Genomic DNA, 23,438 nt, shown 5'->3' with positions numbered 1-23,438 from the left:
AGCTGAGACCGACTCAGATGTCGAGGAAACGAACGTCCTTGGCGTTGCGCTGGATGAACGAGCGCCGCGCCTCCACGTCCTCACCCATCAGCACAGAGAACAGGTCGTCCGCCTGGGCCGCGTCGTCCAGCGTGACCTGGCCGAGCACTCGGTGGTCCTGGTCCATGGTGGTGATGCGCAGCTCCTCGGCGTTCATCTCGCCGAGGCCCTTGAAGCGCTGGATCGAGTCTTCCCTGACCCTCTTGCCGTTCCGCTTGCCCAGCTCGACCAGGGCGTCACGTTCACGGTCGGAGTAGGCGTACTCGAAGTCGTCCCGGCCCCACTTGATCTTGTAGAGCGGCGGGCGCGAGAGGAAGACGTGACCCGCCTCGACCAGCGGCCGCATGAAGCGGAAGAGGAAAGTCAGCAGCAGCGTGTTGATGTGCTGGCCGTCGACGTCGGCGTCCGCCATCAGGATGATCTTGTGATAGCGGAGCTTCTCGATGTCGAAGTCCTCGTGGACACCGGTGCCGAAGGCCGAAATGAGCGCCTGCACCTCGGTGTTCTGGAGGATCTTGTCGATCCGCGCCTTCTCGACGTTCAGGATCTTCCCCCGGATGGGCAGGATGGCCTGGTACATCGGGTTGCGGCCGGACTTCGCCGAGCCGCCGGCGGAGTCACCCTCGACGATGAAGATCTCGCACTTCGTCGGGTCGTTGGACTGGCAGTCGCTCAGCTTGCCCGGGAGGGAGGCGGACTCCAGCAGGCCCTTGCGGCGCGTCAGGTCGCGCGCCTTGCGGGCCGCGACGCGTGCCGTCTGCGCCTGGATGCCCTTGCGGATGATGTCCGCGGCCTCGTTGGGGTTGCGGTCGAACCAGTCGGTGAGGGTCTCGTGGACGACCTTCTGCACGAAGGTCTTCGCCTCGGTGTTGCCCAGCTTGGTCTTCGTCTGGCCCTCGAACTGCGGCTCGCCGAGCTTGATCGAGATGATCGAGGTGAGACCCTCGCGGATGTCCTCGCCCGAGAGGTTGTCGTCCTTCTCGCGCAGCAGCTTCTTGTCGCGCGCGTACCGGTTCACCAGGCCCGTCAGAGCGGAGCGGAAGCCCTCTTCGTGGGTACCGCCCTCGTGGGTGTGGATGGTGTTCGCGAAGGAGTACACACCCTCGGTGTACTGCGAGTTCCACTGCATCGCGATCTCGACGGAGAGCATCCGCTCCTTGTCCTCGGCCTCGATGTCGATGACCGTGGGGTGGATGAGCTCGCCCTTGCGGGAGTTCAGGTACTTCACGAAGTCGACGATGCCGCCCTCGTAGTGGTACTTGACCGTACGGGCCGGCTCCGCGATGTCCTCCGGCTCCTCGCCCGTCTCCGCGCCCGCGGTGGCCTTGGCCGACTCACGCTCGTCCGTGAGCGTCAGGGTCAGGCCCTTGTTGAGGAAGGCCATCTCCTGGAAGCGGCGCGAGAGCGTCTCGAAGGAGTACTCCGTCGTCTCGAAGATGTCGGGGTCCGCCCAGAACGTGACGGTGGTGCCGGTCTCGGTGGTCTCCTCGTTCCGCGCCAGGGGGGCGGTGGGCACGCCGAGCTTGTAGTCCTGCGTCCAGCGGTAGCCGTTTCGCTTGACCTCGACCGCGACCCTGGACGACAGCGCGTTGACGACGGAGACACCGACGCCGTGCAGGCCGCCGGAAACCGCGTAGCCGCCGCCACCGAACTTGCCGCCCGCGTGCAGCACGGTCAGGACGACCTCGACGGCCGGCTTGTTCTCGGACGGAACGATGTCCACCGGGATGCCTCGGCCGTTGTCGACGACCCGTACGCCGCCGTCGGCGAGGATCGTGACATCGATCGTGTCGGCGTGGCCGGCCATCGCCTCGTCGACGGAGTTGTCGACGACCTCTTGGACGAGGTGGTGCAGACCGCGCTCACCGGTCGAGCCGATGTACATGCCGGGGCGCTTGCGGACCGCGTCCAGACCCTCGAGGACGGTGATCGCGCTGGCGTCGTACGAGGCGGTGACCTCGCCGTTCCCACCGGCAGGGGTGGACGGTGTGTTCTCGTTGGGGTTGCCGGAATCGGCCACGAAGCGCCCTTTCTGGCACAGCACGAGCCGTTCTCCGGCTAGCGGGAGCGGCTGCGTCGTTCGGCATCTAATCGACGTGTCCCGCAACAGAAGCGGGACTGTGGACCAGTCTACCGGTATCGCAGACACTAATGGGGGTTTGCCGGTAGCTGAGTCCGCCTGTGCCGCCCTGAACCGTCACCGTCCGACTCCCCATATCCGGGAAGGGGCTCCAAGAGGCTCACACGGGCTTTGAGCGCTTCGGGCTGTCAACCTCCCGCTACCGTGAGGGACACCTCACTCGCACCGGACGGTTCCTCCTGTCGCAGACGGCACCCGCCCCGGCGAAACCTCAGCCGTACGTGTCGCCGGGGCCGGTGCTGCCCGGTGCCCGCAGAGGGCCGTAGCGGCGCTGCGGGCCCCCGGGCCCCAGCACCTTGATCACGCGGACGGTGCCGTGGCCCAGGTCCTCGTTGAGCCGCGCCACCAGGCGCGGAGCGAGCAGGCGCAGCTGCGTCGCCCAGGCCGTCGAGTCGCACTGGACCGTGAGCACCCGCTCGTCGGGTGCCTCGTCGTATCGCAGCGGTGCGCAGTGCTTCGCCAGGTCCTCGCCCACGATCTGGGGCCAGCGGCCCATCACACCGCCCACGGCGGCCGGCGTCTCCCAGCCCCGCTCGGTGATCAGACGGTTGATCGCGGCGCCCAGCGGCAGCGGATCACGCCCGTCCGCCCTGGCCCCGGACCGCAGACCGCCGCCCCGCCGGGCCTGCTTCTTCTGCTGCGCGGCCGCGCCGCGGGCCTTGGCCTGCTCCTTCGCGGCGCGCAGCGCCACCCGGGCCAGGTCCACACCCGACGACTCGGCCGCCTTGGGGGTCTGCGGCTCCGCCGGCCGCTCCGCGTTCTCGCCGGTCATACCCGCTCCACCGCCCCGCCGGCGACGGTGAACCGCGCGCCGGCCAGCACTGCGGGTACATCGTCGTCGACTGCGGCGGTCACCAGTACCTGCTCACCCGGAGCGACCAGCTCGGCCAGCCGCTCCCGGCGCCGGGCGTCCAGCTCCGCGAAGACGTCGTCGAGGACCAGCACCGGCTCGTTGCCCTCGGCCCGCAGCAGGTCGTACGAGGCCAGCCGCAGCGCCAGCGCGAACGACCACGACTCGCCGTGGCTCGCGTATCCCTTGGCGGGCAGCTGCCCCAGCCTGAGGACCAGCTCGTCACGGTGCGGGCCGGCCAGGGTCACGCCACGCTCGATCTCCTGCTTGCGCACTTCGGCCAGCGCGGCCATCAGCTGCTCGTACAGCTCCTCGCGGCTGTGTGCCTCGCCCGCGGGACCGGCGGAGGAACGGTACTCCAGCGCGACGGGACCGCCTCCCGGGGCGAGCGCCTCGTACGCCTTGTCGGCCAGCGGCTGCAGAGCGGCGATCAGGTCCAGCCGCTGGGCCAGGACCTCCGCACCCGCCCGCGCCAGATGCTGGTCCCACACGTCGAGCGTGGACAGGTCCATGCCCCGTCCGCCGTGGCGGCGCGCCATGGCCGCCGACTTCAGCAGGGTGTTGCGCTGCTTCAGCACCCGCTCGTAGTCGGAACGCACACCCGCCATCCGCGGCGAACGCGCGGTTACCTGCTCGTCGAGGAAGCGCCGGCGCTCGCCCGGGTCGCCCTTCACCAGCGCCAGATCCTCCGGCGCGAACAGGACCGTACGCACTATCCCCAGGACGTCACGGGGTTTGACCTGCGAGGACCTGTTGATCCGAGCGCGATTCGCCCTGCCCGGATTCAGCTCGAGCTCGACCAGCTGCGAGCGCTCCCCCTGGGTCACGGCCGCCCGGATCACCGCCCGGTCGGCCCCCATCCGCACCAGCGGAACATCGGAGGAGACCCGGTGGCTGGCCAGCGTCGCGAGATAGCCGACGGCCTCGACGAGGTTCGTCTTGCCCTGCCCGTTCGCCCCCACGAAAGCGGTGACGCCCGGATCGAGCGGGACCTCGACCCGGGCGTACGAGCGGAAGTCGGCCAGCGACAGATGCGTGACGTGCATGGTGTGCGCCGACCTTCCCCCGGCATGGCTGTGCGGTGTGATGCACAGCCTGTGGACTACTTCGCGCTCTCCACCGCGTGGCCGCCGAACTGGTTGCGCAGCGCCGCGATCATCTTCATCTGCGGCGAGTCGTCCTGGCGGGACGCGAAGCGGGCGAACAGCGATGCGGTGATCGCGGGCAGCGGGACCGCGTTGTCGATGGCGGCTTCCACGGTCCACCGGCCCTCGCCGGAGTCCTGTGCATAGCCGCGCAGCTGGTCGAGGTGCTCGTCCTCGTCCAGCGCGTTGACCGCGAGGTCCAGCAGCCAGGAACGGATGACCGTGCCCTCCTGCCAGGAGCGGAAGACCTCACGCACATCGGTGACGGAGTTGACCTTCTCGAGGAGCTCCCAGCCCTCCGCGTAGGCCTGCATCATCGCGTACTCGATGCCGTTGTGGACCATCTTGGCGAAGTGGCCGGCGCCGACCTTGCCGGCGTGCACGGAGCCGAACTCGCCCTCGGGCTTGAGGGCGTCGAAGATCGGCTGCACCTTGGCGACGTTTTCTGCGGTGCCGCCGTACATCAGCGCGTAGCCGTTCTCCAGGCCCCAAACGCCTCCGGAGACACCGCAGTCGACGAAGCCGATGTCCTTCAGGCCCAGCTCGACCGCGTGCTTCTCGTCGTCCGTCCAGCGGGAGTTACCGCCGTCGACGACGACGTCGCCCGGGGAGAGCAGTTCGGCGAGCTCGTCGATCGTGGACTGCGTGGCGGCACCTGCGGGGACCATGACCCAGATGACCCTGGGGCCCTTGAGCTTGCCCACAAGCTCCTCAAGGCTGTGGACATCGGCGAGGTCCTGGTTGCGGTCGTACCCGATGACGGTGTGGCCGGCGCGGCGAATGCGCTCGCGCATGTTGCCGCCCATCTTGCCGAGACCGACGAGACCGAGCTCCATCAGATGATTCCTCAATCGTTGTGTGCAGTACCTACCCGTGTCCGAGCCTACGCCCGGGCACGGGTGCACACCTGTGGGGTCAAGCGCTCAAAAGCCGCTGATCAGCCGCTCAGACGCACCGGCATGATCAGGTACTTGTAGGCCTCGTCCGCCTCCGCGTCCACAGCCGGCCTGCCGCTCAGCAGGGCGGGCTTGGTCGACGTGGTGAACGAGAGCTGAGCGACGGGCGAGTCGATGGCGCTCAGACCGTCCAGCAGGAAGGTCGGGTTGAAGGCGATCGAGATGTCGTCACCCTCGAGCTGCGCGTCGACACGCTCCACAGCCTGTGCGTCGTCGCTGGAACCGGCCTCAAGGATGAGCACGCCCTGCTCGAAGCTCAGCCGCACCGGGGTGTTCCGCTCGGCGACGAGAGCCACACGCTTGACGGCCTCGACGAACGGAGCGGTCTCGATGACGGCCACCGAATTGAACTCAGTGGGGAAGAGGGTCCGGTACTTGGGCAGGTCGCCCTCGAGCAGACGGGTCGTGGTCCGGCGCCCGGCGCCCTCGAAGCCGATCAGACCCTCACCGGCACCGGAGCCGGAGAGCGCCAGGGTGACCGTGTCACCGCTGGTCAGCGCCTTGGCCGTGTCCAGCAGCGTCTTGGCGGGCACCAGAGCGACCGCGGAGGCGTCCGGGTTCTCGGGCTTCCACAGGAACTCGCGGACCGCGAAGCGGTAGCGGTCGGTGGAGGCCAGGGTGACGGTGTCGCCCTCGATCTCGATCCGCACACCGGTCAGGACGGGAAGGGTGTCGTCACGGCCGGCGGCGATGGCGACCTGCGCCGCGGCGGAGGCGAAGACCTCGCCGGGCACGGTGCCGGTCGCGGTCGGCATCTGCGGCAGGGCCGGGTACTCCTCCACAGGCAGGGTGTGGAGTGTGAACCGGGAGGATCCGCAGACCACGGTCGCCCGTACGCCGTCTGTGGAAATCTCCACCGGACGGTTGGGGAGAGCGCGGCAGATGTCGGCGAGGAGGCGGCCGGAGACCAGGACGGTGCCGTCCTCGTCCACCTCGGCCTCCACGGAGACCCGCGCCGAGACCTCGTAGTCGAAGCTCGAGAAGCTGAGGGCGCCGTCCTCCGCCTTCAGCAGAAGGCCCGCGAGAACGGGCGCCGGCGGACGGGCCGGGAGGCTACGAGCTACCCACGCCACCGCCTCCGCGAGTACATCGCGCTCCACCCGGATCTTCACCGGAACCGCCTCCTGCTGTTGCTGGCTCGCCCTGCTGGCCTTCGTCGTCGGCTTGATGCCGGAGACCAGTCTGACGCACCGCGCCGACAGTCGGTGCGGGTCGGGGTCAAGTCGCTGCGAGAGACAGCGGGCGTCCCGGGCTCGAGTTGTACACAGGGCCCTCTTCGAAGCGAATTCCCCGGTAACTCTAAGTGGGAGTAGTAGTAGGGGCTGTGGAAACCGTGGATAACGTCATCGACGCAGGTCAGAGCCACTTTTTTGTCCACTGTGCCTGTGGGTGGAACCCGTGGACAACCCGGGCGTTCTGTGGACGCGCGAAAGTTCTGCACACCCGATGCACAGCCGAGGGGCACTTCTCCCCAGCGCCGTCCCCAGCTTTACCCACGTTCCCCACAGGCCAACCGACCTCGTTGGTGTGACGGCTTTCACTCGAGGCGGTGAGCGGGTGTGTTTCGTTGCCGAACAGTGGACAGGCGTGTGGAGAAGCTGTGGGCAACGCGCCGTTGCCTGTGGGCCGCCGGTGGACAACAACGATCAAGGCCTGTGGAAGCTTTCTGTGTCCACAGTCTGTGGAGTCCGGTTGGCCACAAATCCCCAAGGTACTGACCTGGGGCGACGACTCTCCGGCCGGTGCGCCTGTGGACGGGGTCTGGACAACTTCACGGTCCCCAGGTTGTGGACGGAAGATTTCTCCGCCATCTGTGGAGAACTGCTCGAACTCGGCTCGCATTCGAACAGGGCCGAGGCGGAGGGCACGCTCGACAGGGGGCGCAGGAACGTCGGTACAGGGCGCAGGAACGTCGGTACAGGGCTCGGGAGCGACGGAGGGCGCCCCGGGAAGGTGTCCCGGAGCGCCCTCAGAAGTCGCGCTGGAGGCTCTGTCAGCCGTTCTTGATGCGGTTGGTGAGCTCGGTGACCTGGTTGTAGATCGACCGTCGCTCCGCCATCAGCGCGCGGATCTTCCGGTCCGCGTGCATCACCGTCGTATGGTCACGGCCGCCGAACTGCGCGCCGATCTTCGGCAGTGAGAGGTCCGTGAGCTCCCTGCACAGGTACATGGCGATCTGCCGCGCCGTCACCAGCACGCGGCTGCGGGACGATCCGCAGAGATCTTCCACCGTGAGTCCGAAGTAGTCCGCGGTGGCCGCCATGATGGCGCTCGCGGTGATCTCGGGGGCCGCGTCCTCACCGCCGGGGATCAGATCCTTCAGCACGATCTCGGTGAGTCCGAGGTCGACCGGCTGCCGGTTGAGCGACGCGAACGCCGTCACGCGGATCAGCGCGCCCTCCAGCTCCCGGATGTTGCGCGAGATACGGGAGGCGATGAACTCCAGGACCTCCGGAGGCGCGTTGAGCTGCTCCTGGACCGCCTTCTTCCGCAGGATCGCGATACGCGTTTCGAGCTCCGGCGGCTGCACGTCCGTGGTCAGACCCCACTCGAAGCGGTTGCGCAGCCGGTCCTCGAGCGTCATCAGCTGCTTGGGCGGCCGGTCCGAGGACAGCACGATCTGCTTGTTCGCGTTGTGGAGGGTGTTGAAGGTGTGGAAGAACTCCTCCTGCGTCGACTCCTTGCTCGCCAGGAACTGGATGTCGTCGACGAGGAGGATGTCCACGTCCCGATAGCGCTTGCGGAAGGTGTCGCCCTTGCCGTCGCGGATCGAGTTGATGAACTCGTTGGTGAACTCCTCAGAGCTCACATACCGCACCCGGGTCCCCGGATAGAGGCTGCGGGCGTAGTGCCCGATCGCGTGCAGCAGGTGCGTCTTGCCGAGGCCCGACTCCCCGTAGATGAAAAGGGGGTTGTACGCCTTGGCCGGAGCCTCCGCGACCGCCACGGCCGCCGCGTGCGCGAAGCGGTTGGAGGCGCCGATGACGAAGGTGTCGAAGAGGTACTTGGGGTTGAGTCGGGCGTGCGGCTCACCGGGGCCCGGTGCCGGTGCGGGCTGCGCGCCCAGCGGGCCGGGTGCTCCCGAGGGGCCGCCGCGGCGCGGTGCCTGCGGCTCGGGCAGCTCACGGCGCTCCGGGTGGGGCTCGTACTGCCGGCTCTCGGGAGGCTGCGGCGACCGGTAGTCGTGCTGAGGCCGACGCGGCGGAGCGGAGGCGTAGGGGTCGCGGTCCTGGAAGCCGCCGAGTCGCGGCTGCTGCCACGACAGGTCCTCCTGGGTGCGCGGCCATGCGCCGGGTTCGGGGCGCTGCTGGTACTCGGGGTAGGCCGGCCGGGCCGTGGGCAGGCCGTCGTCGGAACCGGAGCGGTGCCCGTACGTGTCGTAGGGATCGCTCTGCCGGGGCTCGTCGTGCTGCGGGCCCGGATAACGCGGCGCCTGCTGCTGATGATGCGGAGGCGCCTGGGGACCGGGCGCCTCACCGACCGAATCGTCGACGGTGATCGCGATCCGGATGGGGCGGCCGCACTCGCGGCTCAGCGTCTCGCTGATGAGCGGGGCCAGCCGGCCCTCGAGGACGCGCTTCCCCCACTCGTTGGGCACGGCGAGCAGAGCGGTGTCGGCGACCAGGGCGAGCGGCTGGCAGCGCTCGATCCACTGTTTGTCCTTCGGCTCGACCCCCTGCTGGCCCTCGTCGAGGAGCTGCTCCAGCACTCGTGGCCACACTGCGGCAAGATCGGCAGGTACGTCAGCCACAAGGCACGCTCTCTCGCAGGTCCCACGAATGTGTGGTTCTCGGGACGGGATGGGAAGACAGGCAGGAAAAGAATCCAAGTTCAGCCACGGTAGTCAGGGCGACCCGCGCGGTTCAAGTTGTTGTCCACAGCCTGTGCACAGTGGACCACGGCGCAGGGTTGGTTTGACCGGATGGCGTAGCCGCGCGTACCGTAACCAGGTCGAGTTGTCGATGGCTGCTGCCGCCTGCCTCCGATGGGCAAAGATCACGGTCTGTGATCGTGAAGCGGTGTGCACTCGGGCGTAATCGCGAGCTACTCGTGGGCGCACGGTGACAGCCAGGCGATGTCCCGCCACCAACGAATCATTTCTGGAGCCCCCGAGTGAGCAAGCGCACCTTCCAGCCGAACAACCGTCGTCGCGCCAAGACCCACGGCTTCCGCCTGCGGATGCGCACCCGTGCCGGCCGCGCGATTCTCGCGAACCGCCGTGGCAAGGGCCGCGCCAACCTGTCCGCCTGATCGCGTACAGGTCGGTCATGACGTGCTGCCTACCGAGAATCGGCTGAGGCGGCGCGAGGACTTCGCGACCGCGGTACGCCGAGGTCGCAGGGCCGGTCGGCCGCTTCTCGTCGTCCACCTACGCAGCGGTACAACGGACCCGCACGCGCCTGGGGAGAACACTTCCCCGACGTGTGCGGGTTTCGTCGTGAGCAAGGCTGTGGGCGGTGCCGTCGTCCGTAACAAGGTCAAGCGGAGACTGCGCCACCTCATGCGCGATCGGCTCTCCGAGCTGCCCCCCGGTAGCCTGGTGGTCGTACGGGCGCTGCCCGGCGCGGGCGACGCCGAACATGCTCAGCTGGCCCGAGACCTGGACGCCGCCCTCCGGCGGCTGCTGGGAGGGGGCGCGCGATGAAGTACCCGCTGCTGGCTCTCATCAAGATCTATCAGTGGACGATCAGCCCGCTGCTGGGCCCCGTCTGCAGGTACTACCCGTCGTGTTCCCACTACGGCTACACGGCCATCGACCGGCACGGCGCCATCAAGGGCACGGCGCTGACCGCCTGGCGCATTCTGCGGTGCAATCCGTGGTCGCCGGGTGGGGTGGATCATGTGCCGCCGCGCAAGCGCCCACGGTGGCACGAAATGCTGCGAGCCGCGTTGCGCGGTGACAGCAAGGGCGGGGAATCCGCCGCTGATGTGCCTGCCCAGGGGGCGGCCTCCGCAACCCGGGGCACGGCCGCAGAGACCTCGCCCAATGCTCAAGGAGCCTGATTAGTGGACACGATTGCCAGTCTCTTCAGTTTCATCACCACACCTGTCTCGTGGATCATCGTCCAGTTCCACAGTCTCTACGGGGCGGTCTTCGGTCCTGACACGGGATGGGCCTGGGGACTGTCCATCGTGTCCCTGGTGGTTCTGATCCGGATCTGTCTGATCCCGCTCTTTGTGAAGCAGATCAAGTCGACCCGGAACATGCAGGCGCTCCAGCCGAAGATGAAGGCGATTCAGGAGCGCTACAAGAACGACAAGCAGCGTCAGTCCGAAGAGATGATGAAGCTGTACAAGGAGACGGGCACCAACCCGCTCTCCTCGTGCCTGCCGATCCTCGCGCAGTCGCCGTTCTTCTTCGCGCTCTACCACGTGCTCAGCAAGATTGCTGCGGGGCAGGAGATCGGTGTTCTCAATGAGAGCCTGGTTACCAGTGCTCGCCAGGCCCACATCTTCGGTGCTCCGATCGCGGCCAAGTTCATGGACGACCCGGCGACGGTGCAGGCGCTCTACGCCTCATTGACCGACGTCCGCATCGTCACCTCCATCATGATCATCATGATGTCGGCGTCGCAGTTCTACACGCAGCGCCAGCTGATGCAGAAGAACGTCGACCTGACGGTCAAGACGCCGTTCATGCAGCAGCAGAAGATGCTGATGTACATCTTCCCGGTCATCTTCGCCGTGATGGGTATCAACTTCCCCGTCGGTGTTCTCATCTACTGGCTGACGACCAACCTCTGGACCATGGGTCAGCAGATGTACGTGATCAACCAGAACCCGACGCCGGGCAGCAAGGCCCAGGACCAGTACCTGCAGCGTCTGCTCAAGAGCGTGACGGCCCACAGCGCTGTCCGTTCGCGGCGCAAGCGCACCGTTGTCCAGGGGATCGTGGCCAAGGGCACGGACCGCAACGACAACGAACGTCGCTTCATCACCGGTCTGGCCAAGGCCGGCCTGGCCGCCCAGGCGGACGGCACTGTGGTCAAGAGCGACACCGTCGTGGCCGAGGCGGAGGGCGGTGCGCAGAGGCGTCAGCAGCCCAAGCGTCAGACAAAGTCGAAGCGTCAGGCCGCCACCCAGCCCGGTGCGACCAAGAGCCCTGACGGTGCAGGCACCGCGGCGAAGACGTCCCTTCAGAAGGACCGGCCCGCGGAAGGCCGCTCCAGGGCCAGCTCGTCCGCCGGGGACGCCAAGCCGAATGCGGGCGGTGGCAAGCCCACCGGTTCCGCACGCCAGCCCAAGGCGGGACAGCGCAAGGGGCCGCAGCGGCCCAAGCACCCGTCGTCCAAGAAGTAAAGAAGGAGTCCATCCGTGACGGAAGGCACCATCTCCGCCGCCGGCGAGGCTGGCGACACCCTGACCCGCCTCGAGCAGGAAGGGGAGATCGCGGCTGATTACCTCGAGGGTCTGCTGGACATCGCCGACCTCGACGGTGACATCGACATGGACGTCGAGGCGGACCGCGCCGCAGTCTCGATCATCAGCGACGCCGGCAGCCGCGATCTGCAGAAGCTCGTGGGCCGGGACGGCGAGGTTCTGGAGGCGCTGCAGGAGCTGACGCGTCTGGCAGTGCTCCGGGAGACCGGGGACCGCAGCCGGCTGATGCTCGACATCGCGGGTTTCCGCGCGAAGAAGCGCACGGAACTCGCCGAGCTGGGTGCCAAGGCTGCCGCCGAGGTGAAGACCACCGGGGAGCCGGTCAAGCTCGACCCGATGACGCCCTTCGAGCGCAAGGTCGTGCACGACGCCGTCGCGGCCGCGGGCCTGCGCAGCGAGTCCGAGGGCGAGGAGCCGCAGCGCTTCGTCGTCGTACTCCCTGCCTGACCCACTTGTTCCGTCGGCCCCGTCTGTTCGCAGGCGGGGCCGATCTTTGTCAGCCTGATAGTCAGCCACCACAGTCCACACTGCGGCCAGTGAGGTACGGAAGGACGGTCCCCGTGACGGAGGAAGCACAGCTTCCCCAGGCGCCAGAGGCGGCCCGGACAGTGTTCGGAGAGTACTTTCCGGAGGCTGTGCGCTATGCGGAGCTGCTCGCGGACGCCGGGGTGAAGCGGGGGCTGATCGGGCCTCGCGAAGTACCGCGCTTGTGGGAGAGGCACCTGCTGAACTGTGCCGTTCTCTCGGAAGTCGTGCCGGAGGGAGTGACGGTCTGCGATGTCGGGTCAGGAGCCGGCCTCCCGGGCATTCCGCTGGCGCTGGTCCGCCCGGACCTGAAGATCACGTTGCTGGAGCCACTGCTCCGCAGGACGAACTTCCTGCAGGAAGTGGTGGAGCTGCTCGGCCTCGACCATGTGACCGTGGTGCGGGGACGGGCCGAGGAGGTTCTCGGCAAGGTACCGCCGGTCCACGTGGTGACGGCACGAGCGGTGGCGCCGCTGGACCGGCTCGCCGGCTGGGGAGTTCCCCTGCTGCGCCCTTACGGCGAGATGCTGGCTCTGAAGGGTGACACCGCAGAGGAAGAGATCCAGGGAGCCAGGGCCGCGCTGAGCAAGCTGGGCGTAGTGCAGACCACGGTCCTCCACGTCGGTGAGGGTCTCGTCGATCCGCTGTCCACCGTGGTGCGCGTCGAGGTCGGCGAAAGTCCGGGCGGTGTGAGGTTCGCCGCAAAGAAGGCCAAGGCTGCTCGAACCAGCCGCACCCGTCGTCGCCGCTGAGCCATAGACGTTGCCATCCGTACGCATTTCGGAGTGTCGTCCCGGTGTAGTCCTGCGGCTTGTGCATCGTGTTTCACGTGAAACGTCGCTCACTGCTGCAGGGAATCATCAGCCGCGGCCGTGCGGCCGCCCCGATGAAGGGCCGCAAGCCCCTCTTGCGGGTTACGGATTTGCCCACAGAGGTGGATTCCTCCACAGAACCACGGGCCTCGCTGGTTCGCGACCCCGAAAGCATGGCAGGCTCTGTGCATTGCGAGCCTGATGTCGAGGAGAGTGAATCCTTGCGGTCCGACGCCAACATCGCGGGACCGACGACCGATCCGGTCCCCGGTCCCCGTACCGAGTCCGCGGGGGCGGATGTTTCACGTGAAACGCCGCCCCCCATGGATGACACCCCCATTGGCCGTGCTGCTCAGCTGGCCGTGGAGGCGCTGGGACGTGCCGGTGAGGGTCTGCCCCGACCTGAGCAGACACGCATCATGGTCGTCGCCAACCAGAAGGGCGGCGTCGGGAAGACCACCACCACGGTCAACTTGGCCGCTTCTCTTGCGCTGCACGGCGCACGTGTTCTGGTGATCGACCTGGATCCACAGGGCAATGCCTCCACGGCCCTGGGGATCGATCATCATGCGGAAGTCCCCTCGATCTATGACGTCCTGGTGGAGAGCAAGCCTCTCGCCGAGGTGGTCCAGCCGGTCCCGGATGTCGAAGGACTCTTCTGCGCTCCCGCCACCATCGATCTCGCCGGTGCGGAGATCGAGCTGGTGTCGCTGGTGGCGCGGGAGAGCAGACTGCAGCGTGCGATCCAGGCGTACGAGCAGCCGCTGGACTACATCCTCATCGACTGTCCCCCGTCGCTCGGGCTGCTGACGGTCAATGCGTTGGTCGCCGGCGCCGAGGTGCTGATCCCCATCCAGTGCGAGTACTACGCCCTGGAGGGCCTCGGCCAGCTGCTGCGCAATGTGGATCTGGTTCGAGGCCACCTCAACCCCACGCTCCACGTGTCGACCATCCTGCTCACCATGTACGACGGCAGGACCAGGCTGGCATCGCAGGTTGCCGACGAGGTGCGCAGTCACTTCGGCGAAGAGGTCCTGCGTACGAGCATCCCGCGCTCCGTGCGGATCTCGGAGGCGCCGAGCTACGGCCAGACGGTGCTGACCTACGATCCAGGTTCCAGCGGCTCGCTGTCGTATCTCGAGGCTGCCCGGGAGATCGCGCTCCGCGGGGTCGGAGTCCGCTACGACCCGCAGCATGTCCATGTGGGTCAGAACAGTCAGCAGAACATGTCGGAGGGGATCCAGTGAGCGAGCGACGTAGAGGATTGGGGCGTGGGCTCGGTGCGCTGATTCCTGCCGCTCCGCAGGAGAAGCAGGTGCCTTCCCCGGGGGCTCCGCCGTCTTCGGGCGTATCGCCCGTGCTGACCGCGGAACGGGGAGTGGCGGCAGCCAAGATCGCCACGCTGCCCGCTGCCACGGTGGCGCCGGAGTCAACCGCTCACCAGTCGGAAGAGCAGGCTTCGACGCAGCCGAGCGAGCCGGCCGGCGCGCACTTCGCCGAGCTGCCGCTCGACTCGATCACGCCCAATCCGCGCCAGCCGCGCGAAGTGTTCGACGAGGACGCTCTCGCGGAGCTGGTCACTTCCATCACGGAAGTAGGTCTTCTCCAGCCGGTTGTCGTACGCCAGTTGGGACCGGACCGCTATGAGCTCATCATGGGTGAGCGTCGCTGGCGGGCCTGCCGGGAGGCCGGACTCGACCGGATTCCCGCGATCGTCCGGGACACCGACGACGAGAAGCTTCTGCTCGACGCGCTGCTGGAGAACCTGCACCGCGCCCAGCTGAACCCGCTGGAGGAGGCGGCTGCCTACGACCAGCTCCTCAAGGACTTCAACTGCACGCACGACCAGTTGGCCGACCGGATCGGGCGGTCACGTCCACAGGTGTCCAACACCCTGCGGCTGCTGAGGCTCTCCCCGCCCGTCCAACGCCGGGTCGCAGCGGGAGTGCTGTCGGCGGGCCACGCGCGAGCCCTGCTCTCGGTGGACGACTCCGACGAGCAGGACCGGCTGGCCCATCGGATCGTCGCCGAAGGCCTGTCGGTGCGGGCGGTCGAAGAGATCGTGACGCTGCTCAACTCGAACCCGAAGAGCACGCCCAAGCCCAAGGGCCCACGAGCCGGCGCTCGGCTGTCCCCTGCGCTCTCCGATCTTGCCTCTCGGCTGTCGGACCGGTTCGAGACGAGGGTGAAGGTCGACCTCGGACAGAAGAAGGGCAAGATCGTCGTCGAGTTCGCTTCGATAGACGATCTCGAGCGCATCCTCGGTACCCTCGCACCCGGCGAAGGGCGGGTCCTGGAGAAGGGACTTGGCGAGGAGCTTGCCGAGGGCGAGGGCGAGGGCGAGGACGCCTGAGCCAGTTGGTCGGCAGTGCTGACAGGGCGGGTGGCGTTCCGGATCATGGAACGCCACCCGCCCTTTGCCTTGGTGCGCTATCCCTGCCGGGCCTGGGTGGATACGATGCGTTCTGGTATGACGCATCCATTGTGAGCCACTTCAGTGGGAGGGCGAAGGCCATGCGATCGGTGAGCCACGGGCAACTGGTGACGGCAGGCCTGGGACTTGGAGCGGTGGGCGGGTTCGTCAGCAGCCTGCTGTTCGAGAGGAGCGCGCTGGCGGCCGCGCGCAGCGCGGCACACGAGGGAAGTGCGGCACACGAGGGAAGTGAGGAGCAGCCTGCATGGGGCGTCGGCTCGTACCGCTCACGCTGGACAACCTTTCGGACCTTCCCAAGCGCTGTCGTGCGTGTGTCTTCTGGGAACTTGATCCGGTCAGCGGCGAAGCTGCGGTAAAGGCGGGAACCCCCGAACTCGAGAAAGAGGCATGGATCTCGGCCGTGCTGCTCGAGTGGGGTTCGTGCGGCCGCGTCGTCTACGTCGACGAGGTTCCTGTCGGCTTCGTTCTGTATGCGCCGCCCGCCTACGTGCCGCGCTCCACGGCCTTTCCCACGAGCCCCGTGTCAGCGGATGCGGTGCAGTTGATGACCGCCTGGATCATGCCCGGCTATCAGGGGCAGGGGCTGGGGCGCGTCATCGTGCAGACGGTCGCCAAGGATTTGCTGCGCAGGGGGTTCCGGGCGATCGAAGCCTTCGGCGACGCCCGGTGGAAGGAGCCGGCCTGTGTGCTGCCGGCCGACCATCTTCTGGCGGTTGGCTTCAAGACGGTGCGCCCCCACCCGACGCACCCGCGACTGCGGCTGGAGCTGCGCACCACCCTCTCCTGGAAGGAAGACGTGGAGCTTGCTCTGGACCGGCTCCTGGGAGCTGTGCAGAAGGAGCCGGCGCTGCGGCCGCTCTGAACCCGGACATGGGAATGGGCTCATCCCGAGGGGATGAGCCCATTCCCATGTTTCACGTGAAACAGCGGAGTCCCGCTTACTCTCCGATGAAGCTCTCCAGGTCGCGGACGATGGCCGCCTTCGGCTTGGCGCCGACGATGGTCTTGGCGACCTCACCGTTCTGGTAGACGTTCAGTGTCGGGATCGACATGACGCCGTACTTGGCTGCGGTGGCGGGGTTCTCGTCGATGTTGAGCTTCACGACCTGGATCTTGTCGCCGTGCTCGGCCGCGATGGCCTCGAGGGACGGCGCGATCTGGCGGCACGGGCCGCACCAGGCGGCCCAGAAGTCCACCAGTACGGGCTTGTCGCTCTTGAGGACCTCCTCCTCGAAGGAGTCGTCGGTCACGTTCTTCAGGTCGCCGGCCACGGCAGCCTCCTACTTCTTTTGCGGGGTGTGAGGGGAGAGGGAGATCAACGGGTTCAGACCACGGGGGTCTTCTCCGGCTCGGCCGTCTTCTCGCTGTCCACGAGAGCGGCGAGATAGCGCTCGGCATCCAGGGCCGCGGAGCAGCCGGTGCCGGCAGCGGTGATGGCCTGTCGGTAGGTGTGGTCGACGACATCACCGGCGGCGAAGACGCCGGTGATGTTGGTGCGAGTCGACGGCGCGTCGACCTTCAGATAGCCGTCGGTGTCCAACTCGAGCTGGCCCTTGAAGAGCTCGGTCCGGGGGTCGTGGCCCACTGCGATGAACAGACCGGTCACCGCGAGCGGGGACTTCTCACCCGTCTTGGTGTTGTTCAGGGTCAGGCCCGAGAGCTTCTGCTCACCGTGGATCTCGGCCACCTCGCTGTTCCAGGCGAAGGAGATCTTCGAATCCGCGAAGGCGCGCTCCTGCATGGCCTTGGAGGCGCGCAGGGTGTCCCGGCGGTGGATGATCGTGACCGACTTGGCGAAGCGGGAGAGGAAGGTTGCTTCCTCCATCGCGGTGTCGCCACCACCCACGACGGCGATGTCCTGGTCCTTGAAGAAGAAGCCGTCGCACGTCGCGCACCACGAGACACCGCGACCGGACAGCGCGTCCTCGTTCGGCAGGCCCAGCTTGCGGTGCTGGGAGCCAGTGGTGACGATCACGGACTTGGCGCGGTGAACGGTCCCGGCGGTGTCGGTGACGGTCTTGATGTCGCCGGTGAGGTCGACCGACACGACGTCGTCCGGGACGAGCTCGGCGCCGAAGCGCTCAGCCTGCGCCCGCATGTTGTCCATGAGGTCGGGGCCCATGATGCCGTCGCGGAAGCCGGGGAAGTTCTCCACCTCGGTCGTGTTCATCAGGGCGCCGCCTGCGGTGACAGCTCCCTCGAACACCAGCGGCTGCAACGATGCGCGCGCGGTGTAGAGCGCGGCTGTATAGCCCGCGGGCCCGGAGCCGATAATGATCACGTTACGGACGTCGCTCACGGGTTTCTTCCTCGTCTCTGCAGACTGCCAACTGCCTACGGGGCGGGTTCCAGGACTCTCACCCCACCCAACGGATCCTACGGGGCGCGCATTCCCGAGGAACCGGAGCGGCACCGGCGATATCTCAGGGGCGTGGGTAGGTCTCCGACAGCAGGAGCTTTCCGGCGGAGTCGGCTGCGTTGTTCACGCATGCCGCGTCGACGACGTACGCCTGTACCTGACTGCTGTCCTTGGCGTGGACCATGAGCACGAGGTAGGCGCTGACGCCGTCGTACGTTCCCTTCTCGACGGCGATCGGCCCGTCGGTGCGCCCCGTCCCCTTCTGGATGCAGGAAGGCGCGGCAGCGCTCGGAGTGTTCTTGGGAGACAGTGTTGCGGGGCCGTCGGCGGAGGGAGCCCGCTCCATCCTGGGCTCGGCCTCCTGCGTCGGCCCGGCGGCCAGCAGCGACTGCACACGGCTGTCGATTGCCGTTCCGGAGAACTCGGCTCCCTCGCGCGCCGTTGCGCTGACGCTTGTGTCCTTTTTCGTGGTCGAGGAATCACTGTCCGAACCGGGCACCGACTGGAGGAACATCACGCTCACCCCGACCGCGGCGGCGCCGAACACGGCGCCCAGGACCGCAGCACGGCGGCGTCGTACGGGGCGGCTTCGCCCGGGACCGGTTGTGGCGCGGGGGTGTCCTGCCGGGCGGGCGGGCGGCGTTCCGGTCTCTGCAGCCTGCGGGCGCGGCGTTGTTTCACGTGAAACATGCGCCGCTTCGTCGGGAGCGGTGGCATCGAGGAGAGCTTCGGCGGCCAGAGCCGCGTCGATACGGCCGGCAATGTCGGCGGGCATGCGGGGAGGGCCGGGCAGGGTTCCCAGCAGGCCACGGATTTCTTCCAGGGACGTGTGGACGTCCAAGCAGAGCGGGCAGCTGTCGAGGTGGCGCCGTACTTCAGCCGTGCGGGACGGCGGGAGGAGTCCTTCGGTGAGGTCGGAGATCTCCGAGACGTCCGGGTGCTGAGTTGTGTCGGCCCTGTCGGTCGAGGATGTCACGCGCGCCCACCTCCGCCCTTCACTGCCGCAGGGTCACTCGGCCCTGTCTCTCGTGGTTCCGACGCCGGTGGGACGGATGTCCCGGCCGTCCGGTTCCTTCCCATGTCGGCGGCGCTGTTATCCCCGGTTCCGCCGCGCAGATGGGTGAGCATGGGCAGCAGCCGGGCCCGGCCGCGGGCGCAGCGGCTCTTGATCGTCCCCGTCGGTACGCCCAGTACATCTGCGGCCTCGGCGACCGGATACCCCTGCATGTCGACCAGCACCAGGGCGGCGCGCTGGTCCACGGGAAGTTTCGCCAGGGCGGTCAGGAGCTCACGGTGGAGGTCATGACGCTCGGCGGGTGCCTCGGCCGATTCCTGCGGCTCCAGCAGTTGCTCCAGCCGCTCCGTGTCGTCGACGGGCGAGGTCTTGCGTGACGCCGCCTTGCGGGCCCGGTCCAGGCAGGCATTCACGGTGATGCGATGCAGCCACGTTGTGACAGCCGACTGGCCTCGGAACGTATGGGCTGCCCGGAAAGCCGACACCAGGGCGTCCTGCACGGCGTCGGCGGCCTCCTCGCGGTCGCCCAGCGTGCGCAGGGCGATGGCCCACAACCTGTCGCGGTGGCGCCTGACGAGCTCACCGAAGGCATCCGGGTCCCCACCGACATGGCGTGCCAGCAGGTCGTGGTCGCTTGCGTCGCCGAGTGTCACGTCGTCCAACGGTGAGCCCCCTCCCATTGCCTCGGGTCAGCCGGTGAACGCGACGTCCGTGATCCCCTGCTTGTAGCCAGGGTCGCTGAACTTGTCCTGGGGGGCGTAGGGCATCGCGGTCATCCAGAGGAGCACATACCGGCTCTTGGCCTGCTCCTCTGTGGTCATCTTCAGGGTCGATCCGCTGGTCTGTCCCTTTGCGATCTTCTTCATGGAGCCGACCGGGCCGGACGGCGACAACGAATCAACGGCGTAAAGGGTGATGGTGGTGTGGTCGCCGCCGTAACGCAACGCTATGGACGCGCCGGAGACATCCTTGTCGGAACCGAGGTCGTAGACGATGCCCACACCCTGCTTCACCGAAGGCACCAATTCGGGTCCGTCGTAGAAGCTCCGGCTCCGCCAGTACGTGGAGCTGTCACTGTCGTAGGTGGCCCCGACATTGTTCGCGTTCTGCGGCGAACCGTCCGGTGCGTACTCCTGCGCGGTCTGAACGGCGAGCGGGACCGGTGTCTTGGGCCTGTCGTCGCCGCCGTTCGTGGTGCTGGTCTCGGAGGTCTTCGGCTCCTTGTTCCCCTTGCGGTTGTCCAGCAGCTTGTCGGCCACCTGCCAGCTGCCGAGCCCCAGCGCCGCGATGAGCAGTGCCGAGACGGCCCATTTCAGCGCTTTGCCGGTACGGGTCTGCAAGGGCGGCGGAGGAGCCGCCGTCGGCTGGGTGACGCTTGCACCCGGCCTCGGCGTGGGCCTGCCGTAGCTGCCCTGCTGGTAGGTGGTCCGCTGGTACTCGGGAGGAGCGGTGAAGGCCGGCTCCGGCGGACGGATGCGTGGCATCGCCGCAACGGCCTTGGCCAGTTCGTCGGGCGTGGTGCACGGCGGCTCCTGACGCGAGGCCGTTGCGCCGTCATTGACCAGAGCCCTCATGGCGAGCTCCGACAGTCCTCGGTGCACACCGGCCCGCACTTGGTCGGGAGCGACCAGACCGACTCCCTTGGGCAGCCCGGAAAGGCCGTACGCGTCGTTCTCGTACGGCCAGCGCTGGGTGAGTACCGCGTACAGGAGGGCACCGATCGCCTCGGTGTCCGTGCGCTGCGGGCCGTCGACGGAGATACCGCGCAGGGCTGCGTTCACCGCCAGCCCGCGAATCCGGTACTGCCCCGTCGATGTGCGCAGGACGGCCCCGGGCGTGAGCCGGAGGTGGGCGAGTCCCTCTCTGTGGGCGGCTGACATCGCCTGGGAGACCTGGTCGACGAGTTGGTAGGCGTCGTGCGGTTCGAAGGGGCCGGAGGCGAGGAGAGTCGTCAGCTCAACGGCGTCCGGAAGCCACTCGTGCACGACGTAGACGAGGTCGTTCTCCTCGACGGCGTCCAGGACTTGCACGAATCGCGGGTCTCCGAGGAGCGCAGACGACCGGGCGGCCGACAGCACGGACCGTGCGCGCGGATGATCAGCGGGCAGGATGTGCACGCCGACGGCTCGCCGCAGCTTTTCGTCGACCGCACGCCAACTGCTGAAACCGTCCAGACGGGTGACGCACTCCTCGAGCCGATAGCGTCTGGCGAGCTTGTGGCCACTGTGGAGTTCGGGCGCCGAGAAGGACGGCTCGGCGCCCTGCCGTTCGCCGTCCGTGTCCGGGGCGGCCTTGTCAGCCGTGCTCCGGGAGTCTGTTGTGCGGGATTCTGCCGTCTCGGATTCCGCCGCCCCGTCGGTCGTGGCCTCGTCCGCCTTCGCGGTCAGCGGTTCGTCCCCGCCGTTGTCGGCCACGTCGACGGCAGCCGTGCTACGTTCCACCACCGTCGTTCCTGCCTCCCCATCCGTTGCGCCATGTCCAACAGCCATGCCAATTGTGCCCACAGTCCGACGCTATGCACGACACGCGGCGTCCGGCGATGGTTGTGCGGGGCGTGCCCGCCGATGCCCGTGAGCGCTGTTCCTGCTGCCCTCTAGCGGCCGAGACGGCCGCGGACCATGCCGACCAAGGCGTTGAGCTCCGCAATACGCATCCGCTTCGCGGCGACGAAGAAGATACCGAGCAGCACGACGCCGCCGACCACCAGTGCCACGAGCGAACCGCCCGCACCGCTGCCCAGACTCTGGAGAACGCCGTAGGCCACGGCTCCGCCGGCGACCGCGGCGGGTACGGAAGCCATGGAGAGCCGGGCGTAGGTGCGCATGACGTGAGCGCCGTCCAGATCGCCGCCCAGACGGTTCTTGAGCCGCCGCCATGCGACACCGACGCCCACGGCGTAGGCGAGGCCGTAGGACGCTCCCATACCCACGACCGCCCACTGGGCCGGAAGCAGCAGATAACACAGAGCGGACGCACCGGCGTTGACGAGGGCCACGATGACCGTGTTGTAGAAGGGGGTCCGGGTGTCCTCGTAGGCGTAGAAGCCGCGCAGCACCACGTACTGAACCGAGTAGGGGATCAGGCCGAGGCCGAAGGCCATCAGGATGAAGCCCATGCCCTGGGCCGCTTCGAGACCCGTGGAGGCGAACAGCAGCGTCGACATAGGGACACCGAGGGCGAGGAACGCGAACGAGACCGGCACGATCGCGACCGCCGAGTTGCGAAGGCCCTGGGAGATGTCGTCGCGTACGGCGCCGGGGTCGTTGTCGTGGGCGGCGCGGGAGATCCGGGGCAGCAGCGCGGCCATGACCGAGACGGTGATGATGGCCTGCGGCATGCCCCAGATCAACTGGGCGTTGGTGTACGCGATGAAACCCGCACCCTGGCGGCCGGAAGCCTCTCCGGCTGCCGTCGCGAGCTGGGTGACCACCAGCACGCCCGCCTGGTTCGCGAGGACGAAGAGGACGGTCCACTTGGCCAGCTTCACGGTCTTGCCGAGTCCGTGGCCCTTCCAGTCGAACCGGGGGCGGAAGCGGAAGCCCGCCTCGCGCAGGTACGGGATCATCGCCAGAGCCTGGACGACAAGCCCGAGCAGCGTGCCGATGCCGAGCAGCCGCACGCCCTCCGGCGGAATCGTCTGCACACCCATCTGCGATTCGGCGGAGGTGCCGTACACCCAGATGAAGAGCCCGAAGGTAGTGATCATGACGATGTTGTTCAGGACCGGGGTCCACATCATCGCGCCGAACCGGCCACGGGCGTTGAGGATCTGCCCCATCACCACGTGGATGCCCATGAAGAAGATCGTGGGCAGGCAGTAGCGGGCGAACGTCACGGCGACGCTGTTGGCCGCCTGGTCGCTCGCGATGGTGTCCGACATGAGCCGGATCAGCAACGGCGCCGCGAAGACGGCGATGGCGACGATGGCGCCCAGGGCCACCATCACCAGGGTGAGCAGACGGTTGGCGTAGGCCTCGCCGCCGTCCTCATCGTTCTTCATCGCGCGAACCAGCTGCGGGACGAAGATGGAGTTGAGTCCGCCGCCGACGGTCAGGATGTAGATCATCGTCGGCAGCGTGTACGCGACGGTGAAGGTGTCACCGAGGAGCGCGGCGCCGAGAGCAGCGGTGATCACCAGGCTGCGTACGAAACCGGTGAGGCGGGAAACCATGGTCCCCGCCGCCATCACCGCACTGGACTTCAGCAGGCTCGTGGCCCGTCCTGCCGGCTTCTTGGGGGCGGGGGCGGGCTCCGGCGCCTGTTCGGGGGCAGGAGGAGGCGTCGAGGACTGCTGGTCCCGGAAAAGGTGGGCGAAGGCGTCGGGCTCCTGCTTTTCCTCGCCGGCCCGGGTGATCAGGTCATCCACGCCGGTGAACTCCGTGGTCCTGGCGTCGTCACCGTACGGGAGCCGCCGGGACGGGCCGTCAGGCTCGGGTGGAGGCGTCTGGGCCCAGATGCGGGGGTCGGGGGCATACTGCGGCGCCGCGGGCTGCTGGTAGAGCGGCTGCGGCTCCGGGTAGGTCCTCGGAGAGGGCGGGGGGTGTGCGGAGCGGTCGTAGAGGGCCTCGTTCACCGGGTCCTGGGCCGACAGGTCCTGGTCATGGAAAGGATCGGGGGCGTAGGAGTCCCCGACATAGGGATCCTGCGCGTACGGGTCGGACGAGGGCTGCTGCGGCGGATAGGAGCCTGCAGGGTCTCCGTCCGCGCCCTGACCGCGGTCACCGTCGTACGGCGCGTTCATGCCTACCCCACCTCATCGTCCCCGGCCGACCGGCCACGACA

21 protein-coding genes are annotated in these 23,438 nt (G+C 67.8%); 9 read left to right on the top strand and 12 right to left on the bottom strand.

Annotated elements, in window-relative coordinates; translation table 11 throughout:
* Positions 1 to 13: 13 nt before the first annotated feature.
* From gyrB to dnaA, 6 genes are all read right to left on the bottom strand, one after another.
* Positions 14 to 2,083, bottom strand: a complete 2,070-nt coding sequence (gene gyrB / locus ACZ4SA_RS02475; protein ID WP_468268934.1) for a DNA topoisomerase (ATP-hydrolyzing) subunit B — start codon at positions 2,081 to 2,083, stop codon at positions 14 to 16.
* A gap of 307 nt (positions 2,084 to 2,390) precedes the next feature.
* Positions 2,391 to 2,951 (bottom strand): DciA family protein, encoded by a 561-nt coding sequence (locus ACZ4SA_RS02470; RefSeq protein ID WP_468268931.1) that lies wholly within the window; start codon positions 2,949 to 2,951, stop codon positions 2,391 to 2,393.
* Positions 2,948 to 4,075: a DNA replication/repair protein RecF gene (recF, locus tag ACZ4SA_RS02465; RefSeq protein ID WP_468268928.1), complete on the bottom strand. Its 1,128-nt coding sequence runs from the start codon at positions 4,073 to 4,075 to the stop codon at positions 2,948 to 2,950. The genes ACZ4SA_RS02470 and recF overlap by 4 nt, the downstream gene beginning before the upstream one ends.
* A 56-nt stretch (positions 4,076 to 4,131) precedes the next feature.
* Positions 4,132 to 5,010 carry a phosphogluconate dehydrogenase (NAD(+)-dependent, decarboxylating) gene (gene gnd / locus ACZ4SA_RS02460; RefSeq protein ID WP_468268925.1) on the bottom strand — a complete coding sequence of 293 codons (879 nt, stop codon included), beginning with the start codon at positions 5,008 to 5,010 and terminating at the stop codon, positions 4,132 to 4,134.
* Between the two features lie 101 nt (positions 5,011 to 5,111).
* Positions 5,112 to 6,242: a DNA polymerase III subunit beta gene (gene dnaN, locus ACZ4SA_RS02455; protein ID WP_403856816.1), complete on the bottom strand. Its 1,131-nt coding sequence runs from the start codon at positions 6,240 to 6,242 to the stop codon at positions 5,112 to 5,114.
* Between the two features lie 881 nt (positions 6,243 to 7,123).
* Complete coding sequence (dnaA, locus tag ACZ4SA_RS02450) at positions 7,124 to 8,881, bottom strand: chromosomal replication initiator protein DnaA (protein WP_468268921.1); 1,758 nt, start codon at positions 8,879 to 8,881, stop codon at positions 7,124 to 7,126.
* A gap of 362 nt (positions 8,882 to 9,243) precedes the next feature.
* Between dnaA and rpmH the strand changes: the two genes are divergently transcribed.
* The 9 genes from rpmH (at position 9,244) to ACZ4SA_RS02405 (ending at position 16,144) form a co-directional block, all read left to right on the top strand.
* Positions 9,244 to 9,381 (top strand): 50S ribosomal protein L34, encoded by a 138-nt coding sequence (rpmH, locus tag ACZ4SA_RS02445; protein WP_014047156.1) that lies wholly within the window; start codon positions 9,244 to 9,246, stop codon positions 9,379 to 9,381.
* Between the two features lie 22 nt (positions 9,382 to 9,403).
* Complete coding sequence (gene rnpA / locus ACZ4SA_RS02440) at positions 9,404 to 9,775, top strand: ribonuclease P protein component (RefSeq protein WP_468268917.1); 372 nt, start codon at positions 9,404 to 9,406, stop codon at positions 9,773 to 9,775.
* Positions 9,772 to 10,134, top strand: coding sequence for a membrane protein insertion efficiency factor YidD (gene yidD / locus ACZ4SA_RS02435; RefSeq protein ID WP_468268914.1), 363 nt, complete (start codon positions 9,772 to 9,774; stop codon positions 10,132 to 10,134). The genes rnpA and yidD overlap by 4 nt, the downstream gene beginning before the upstream one ends.
* Positions 10,135 to 10,137: 3 nt before the next feature.
* A complete protein-coding gene (yidC, locus tag ACZ4SA_RS02430) occupies positions 10,138 to 11,430 on the top strand; it encodes a membrane protein insertase YidC (protein ID WP_468268911.1) in 1,293 nt (430 codons plus the stop codon).
* A 15-nt stretch (positions 11,431 to 11,445) separates the two neighbouring features.
* Entirely contained in the window at positions 11,446 to 11,958 is a 513-nt protein-coding gene (locus ACZ4SA_RS02425) for a Jag family protein (RefSeq protein WP_468268908.1), read from the top strand.
* Positions 11,959 to 12,071: 113 nt separating this feature from the next.
* Positions 12,072 to 12,788, top strand: coding sequence for a 16S rRNA (guanine(527)-N(7))-methyltransferase RsmG (gene rsmG, locus ACZ4SA_RS02420; protein WP_468268905.1), 717 nt, complete (start codon positions 12,072 to 12,074; stop codon positions 12,786 to 12,788).
* A 233-nt stretch (positions 12,789 to 13,021) separates the two neighbouring features.
* Complete coding sequence (locus tag ACZ4SA_RS02415) at positions 13,022 to 14,095, top strand: ParA family protein (RefSeq protein WP_468269266.1); 1,074 nt, start codon at positions 13,022 to 13,024, stop codon at positions 14,093 to 14,095.
* Positions 14,092 to 15,201 carry a ParB/RepB/Spo0J family partition protein gene (locus tag ACZ4SA_RS02410; RefSeq protein ID WP_468268902.1) on the top strand — a complete coding sequence of 370 codons (1,110 nt, stop codon included), beginning with the start codon at positions 14,092 to 14,094 and terminating at the stop codon, positions 15,199 to 15,201. The genes ACZ4SA_RS02415 and ACZ4SA_RS02410 overlap by 4 nt, the downstream gene beginning before the upstream one ends.
* A gap of 325 nt (positions 15,202 to 15,526) precedes the next feature.
* The gene (locus ACZ4SA_RS02405) at positions 15,527 to 16,144 is read left to right on the top strand and encodes a GNAT family N-acetyltransferase (protein ID WP_356629535.1); all 618 of its coding nucleotides are present in this window, start codon (positions 15,527 to 15,529) and stop codon (positions 16,142 to 16,144) included.
* 76 nt (positions 16,145 to 16,220) lie between these two features.
* On the opposite strand, the gene trxA is transcribed toward ACZ4SA_RS02405, so the two are convergent.
* The 6 genes from trxA to murJ form a co-directional block, all read right to left on the bottom strand.
* Positions 16,221 to 16,553, bottom strand: a complete 333-nt coding sequence (trxA, locus tag ACZ4SA_RS02400; protein WP_468268897.1) for a thioredoxin — start codon at positions 16,551 to 16,553, stop codon at positions 16,221 to 16,223.
* Between the two features lie 53 nt (positions 16,554 to 16,606).
* Positions 16,607 to 17,581: a thioredoxin-disulfide reductase gene (gene trxB / locus ACZ4SA_RS02395; protein WP_468268894.1), complete on the bottom strand. Its 975-nt coding sequence runs from the start codon at positions 17,579 to 17,581 to the stop codon at positions 16,607 to 16,609.
* Between the two features lie 124 nt (positions 17,582 to 17,705).
* On the bottom strand, positions 17,706 to 18,617 hold the full coding sequence (locus ACZ4SA_RS02390; RefSeq protein WP_468268891.1) for an anti-sigma factor family protein: 912 nt from the start codon (positions 18,615 to 18,617) through the stop codon (positions 17,706 to 17,708).
* Positions 18,614 to 19,318, bottom strand: a complete 705-nt coding sequence (gene sigM, locus ACZ4SA_RS02385; protein WP_468268888.1) for an RNA polymerase sigma factor SigM — start codon at positions 19,316 to 19,318, stop codon at positions 18,614 to 18,616. The genes ACZ4SA_RS02390 and sigM overlap by 4 nt, the downstream gene beginning before the upstream one ends.
* A 27-nt stretch (positions 19,319 to 19,345) precedes the next feature.
* Positions 19,346 to 21,100 (bottom strand): protein kinase family protein, encoded by a 1,755-nt coding sequence (locus tag ACZ4SA_RS02380; RefSeq protein ID WP_468268885.1) that lies wholly within the window; start codon positions 21,098 to 21,100, stop codon positions 19,346 to 19,348.
* A 149-nt stretch (positions 21,101 to 21,249) separates the two neighbouring features.
* On the bottom strand, positions 21,250 to 23,397 hold the full coding sequence (murJ, locus tag ACZ4SA_RS02375; protein ID WP_468268882.1) for a murein biosynthesis integral membrane protein MurJ: 2,148 nt from the start codon (positions 23,395 to 23,397) through the stop codon (positions 21,250 to 21,252).
* Between the last annotated feature and the right edge of the window lie 41 nt (positions 23,398 to 23,438).

This window comes from Streptomyces sp. NPDC027962 (assembly GCF_055566095.1).
The sequence above is the reverse complement of the archived record's forward strand: the minus strand, read 5'-3'. Positions and strand labels throughout refer to the sequence as shown.

Excerpts from the sequence above, each read along its gene's own strand:
- ACZ4SA_RS02470 (WP_468268931.1), bottom strand. The coding sequence starts at position 2,951 with ATGACCGGCGAGAACGCGGAGCGGCCGGCGGAGCCGCAGACCCCCAAG.
- recF (WP_468268928.1), bottom strand. The coding sequence starts at position 4,075 with ATGCACGTCACGCATCTGTCGCTGGCCGACTTCCGCTCGTACGCCCGG.
- gnd (WP_468268925.1), bottom strand. The coding sequence starts at position 5,010 with ATGGAGCTCGGTCTCGTCGGTCTCGGCAAGATGGGCGGCAACATGCGC.
- yidD (WP_468268914.1), top strand. The coding sequence starts at position 9,772 with ATGAAGTACCCGCTGCTGGCTCTCATCAAGATCTATCAGTGGACGATC.
- ACZ4SA_RS02415 (WP_468269266.1), top strand. The coding sequence starts at position 13,022 with ATGGCAGGCTCTGTGCATTGCGAGCCTGATGTCGAGGAGAGTGAATCC.
- ACZ4SA_RS02405 (WP_356629535.1), top strand. The coding sequence starts at position 15,527 with ATGGGGCGTCGGCTCGTACCGCTCACGCTGGACAACCTTTCGGACCTT.
- murJ (WP_468268882.1), bottom strand. The coding sequence starts at position 23,397 with ATGAACGCGCCGTACGACGGTGACCGCGGTCAGGGCGCGGACGGAGAC.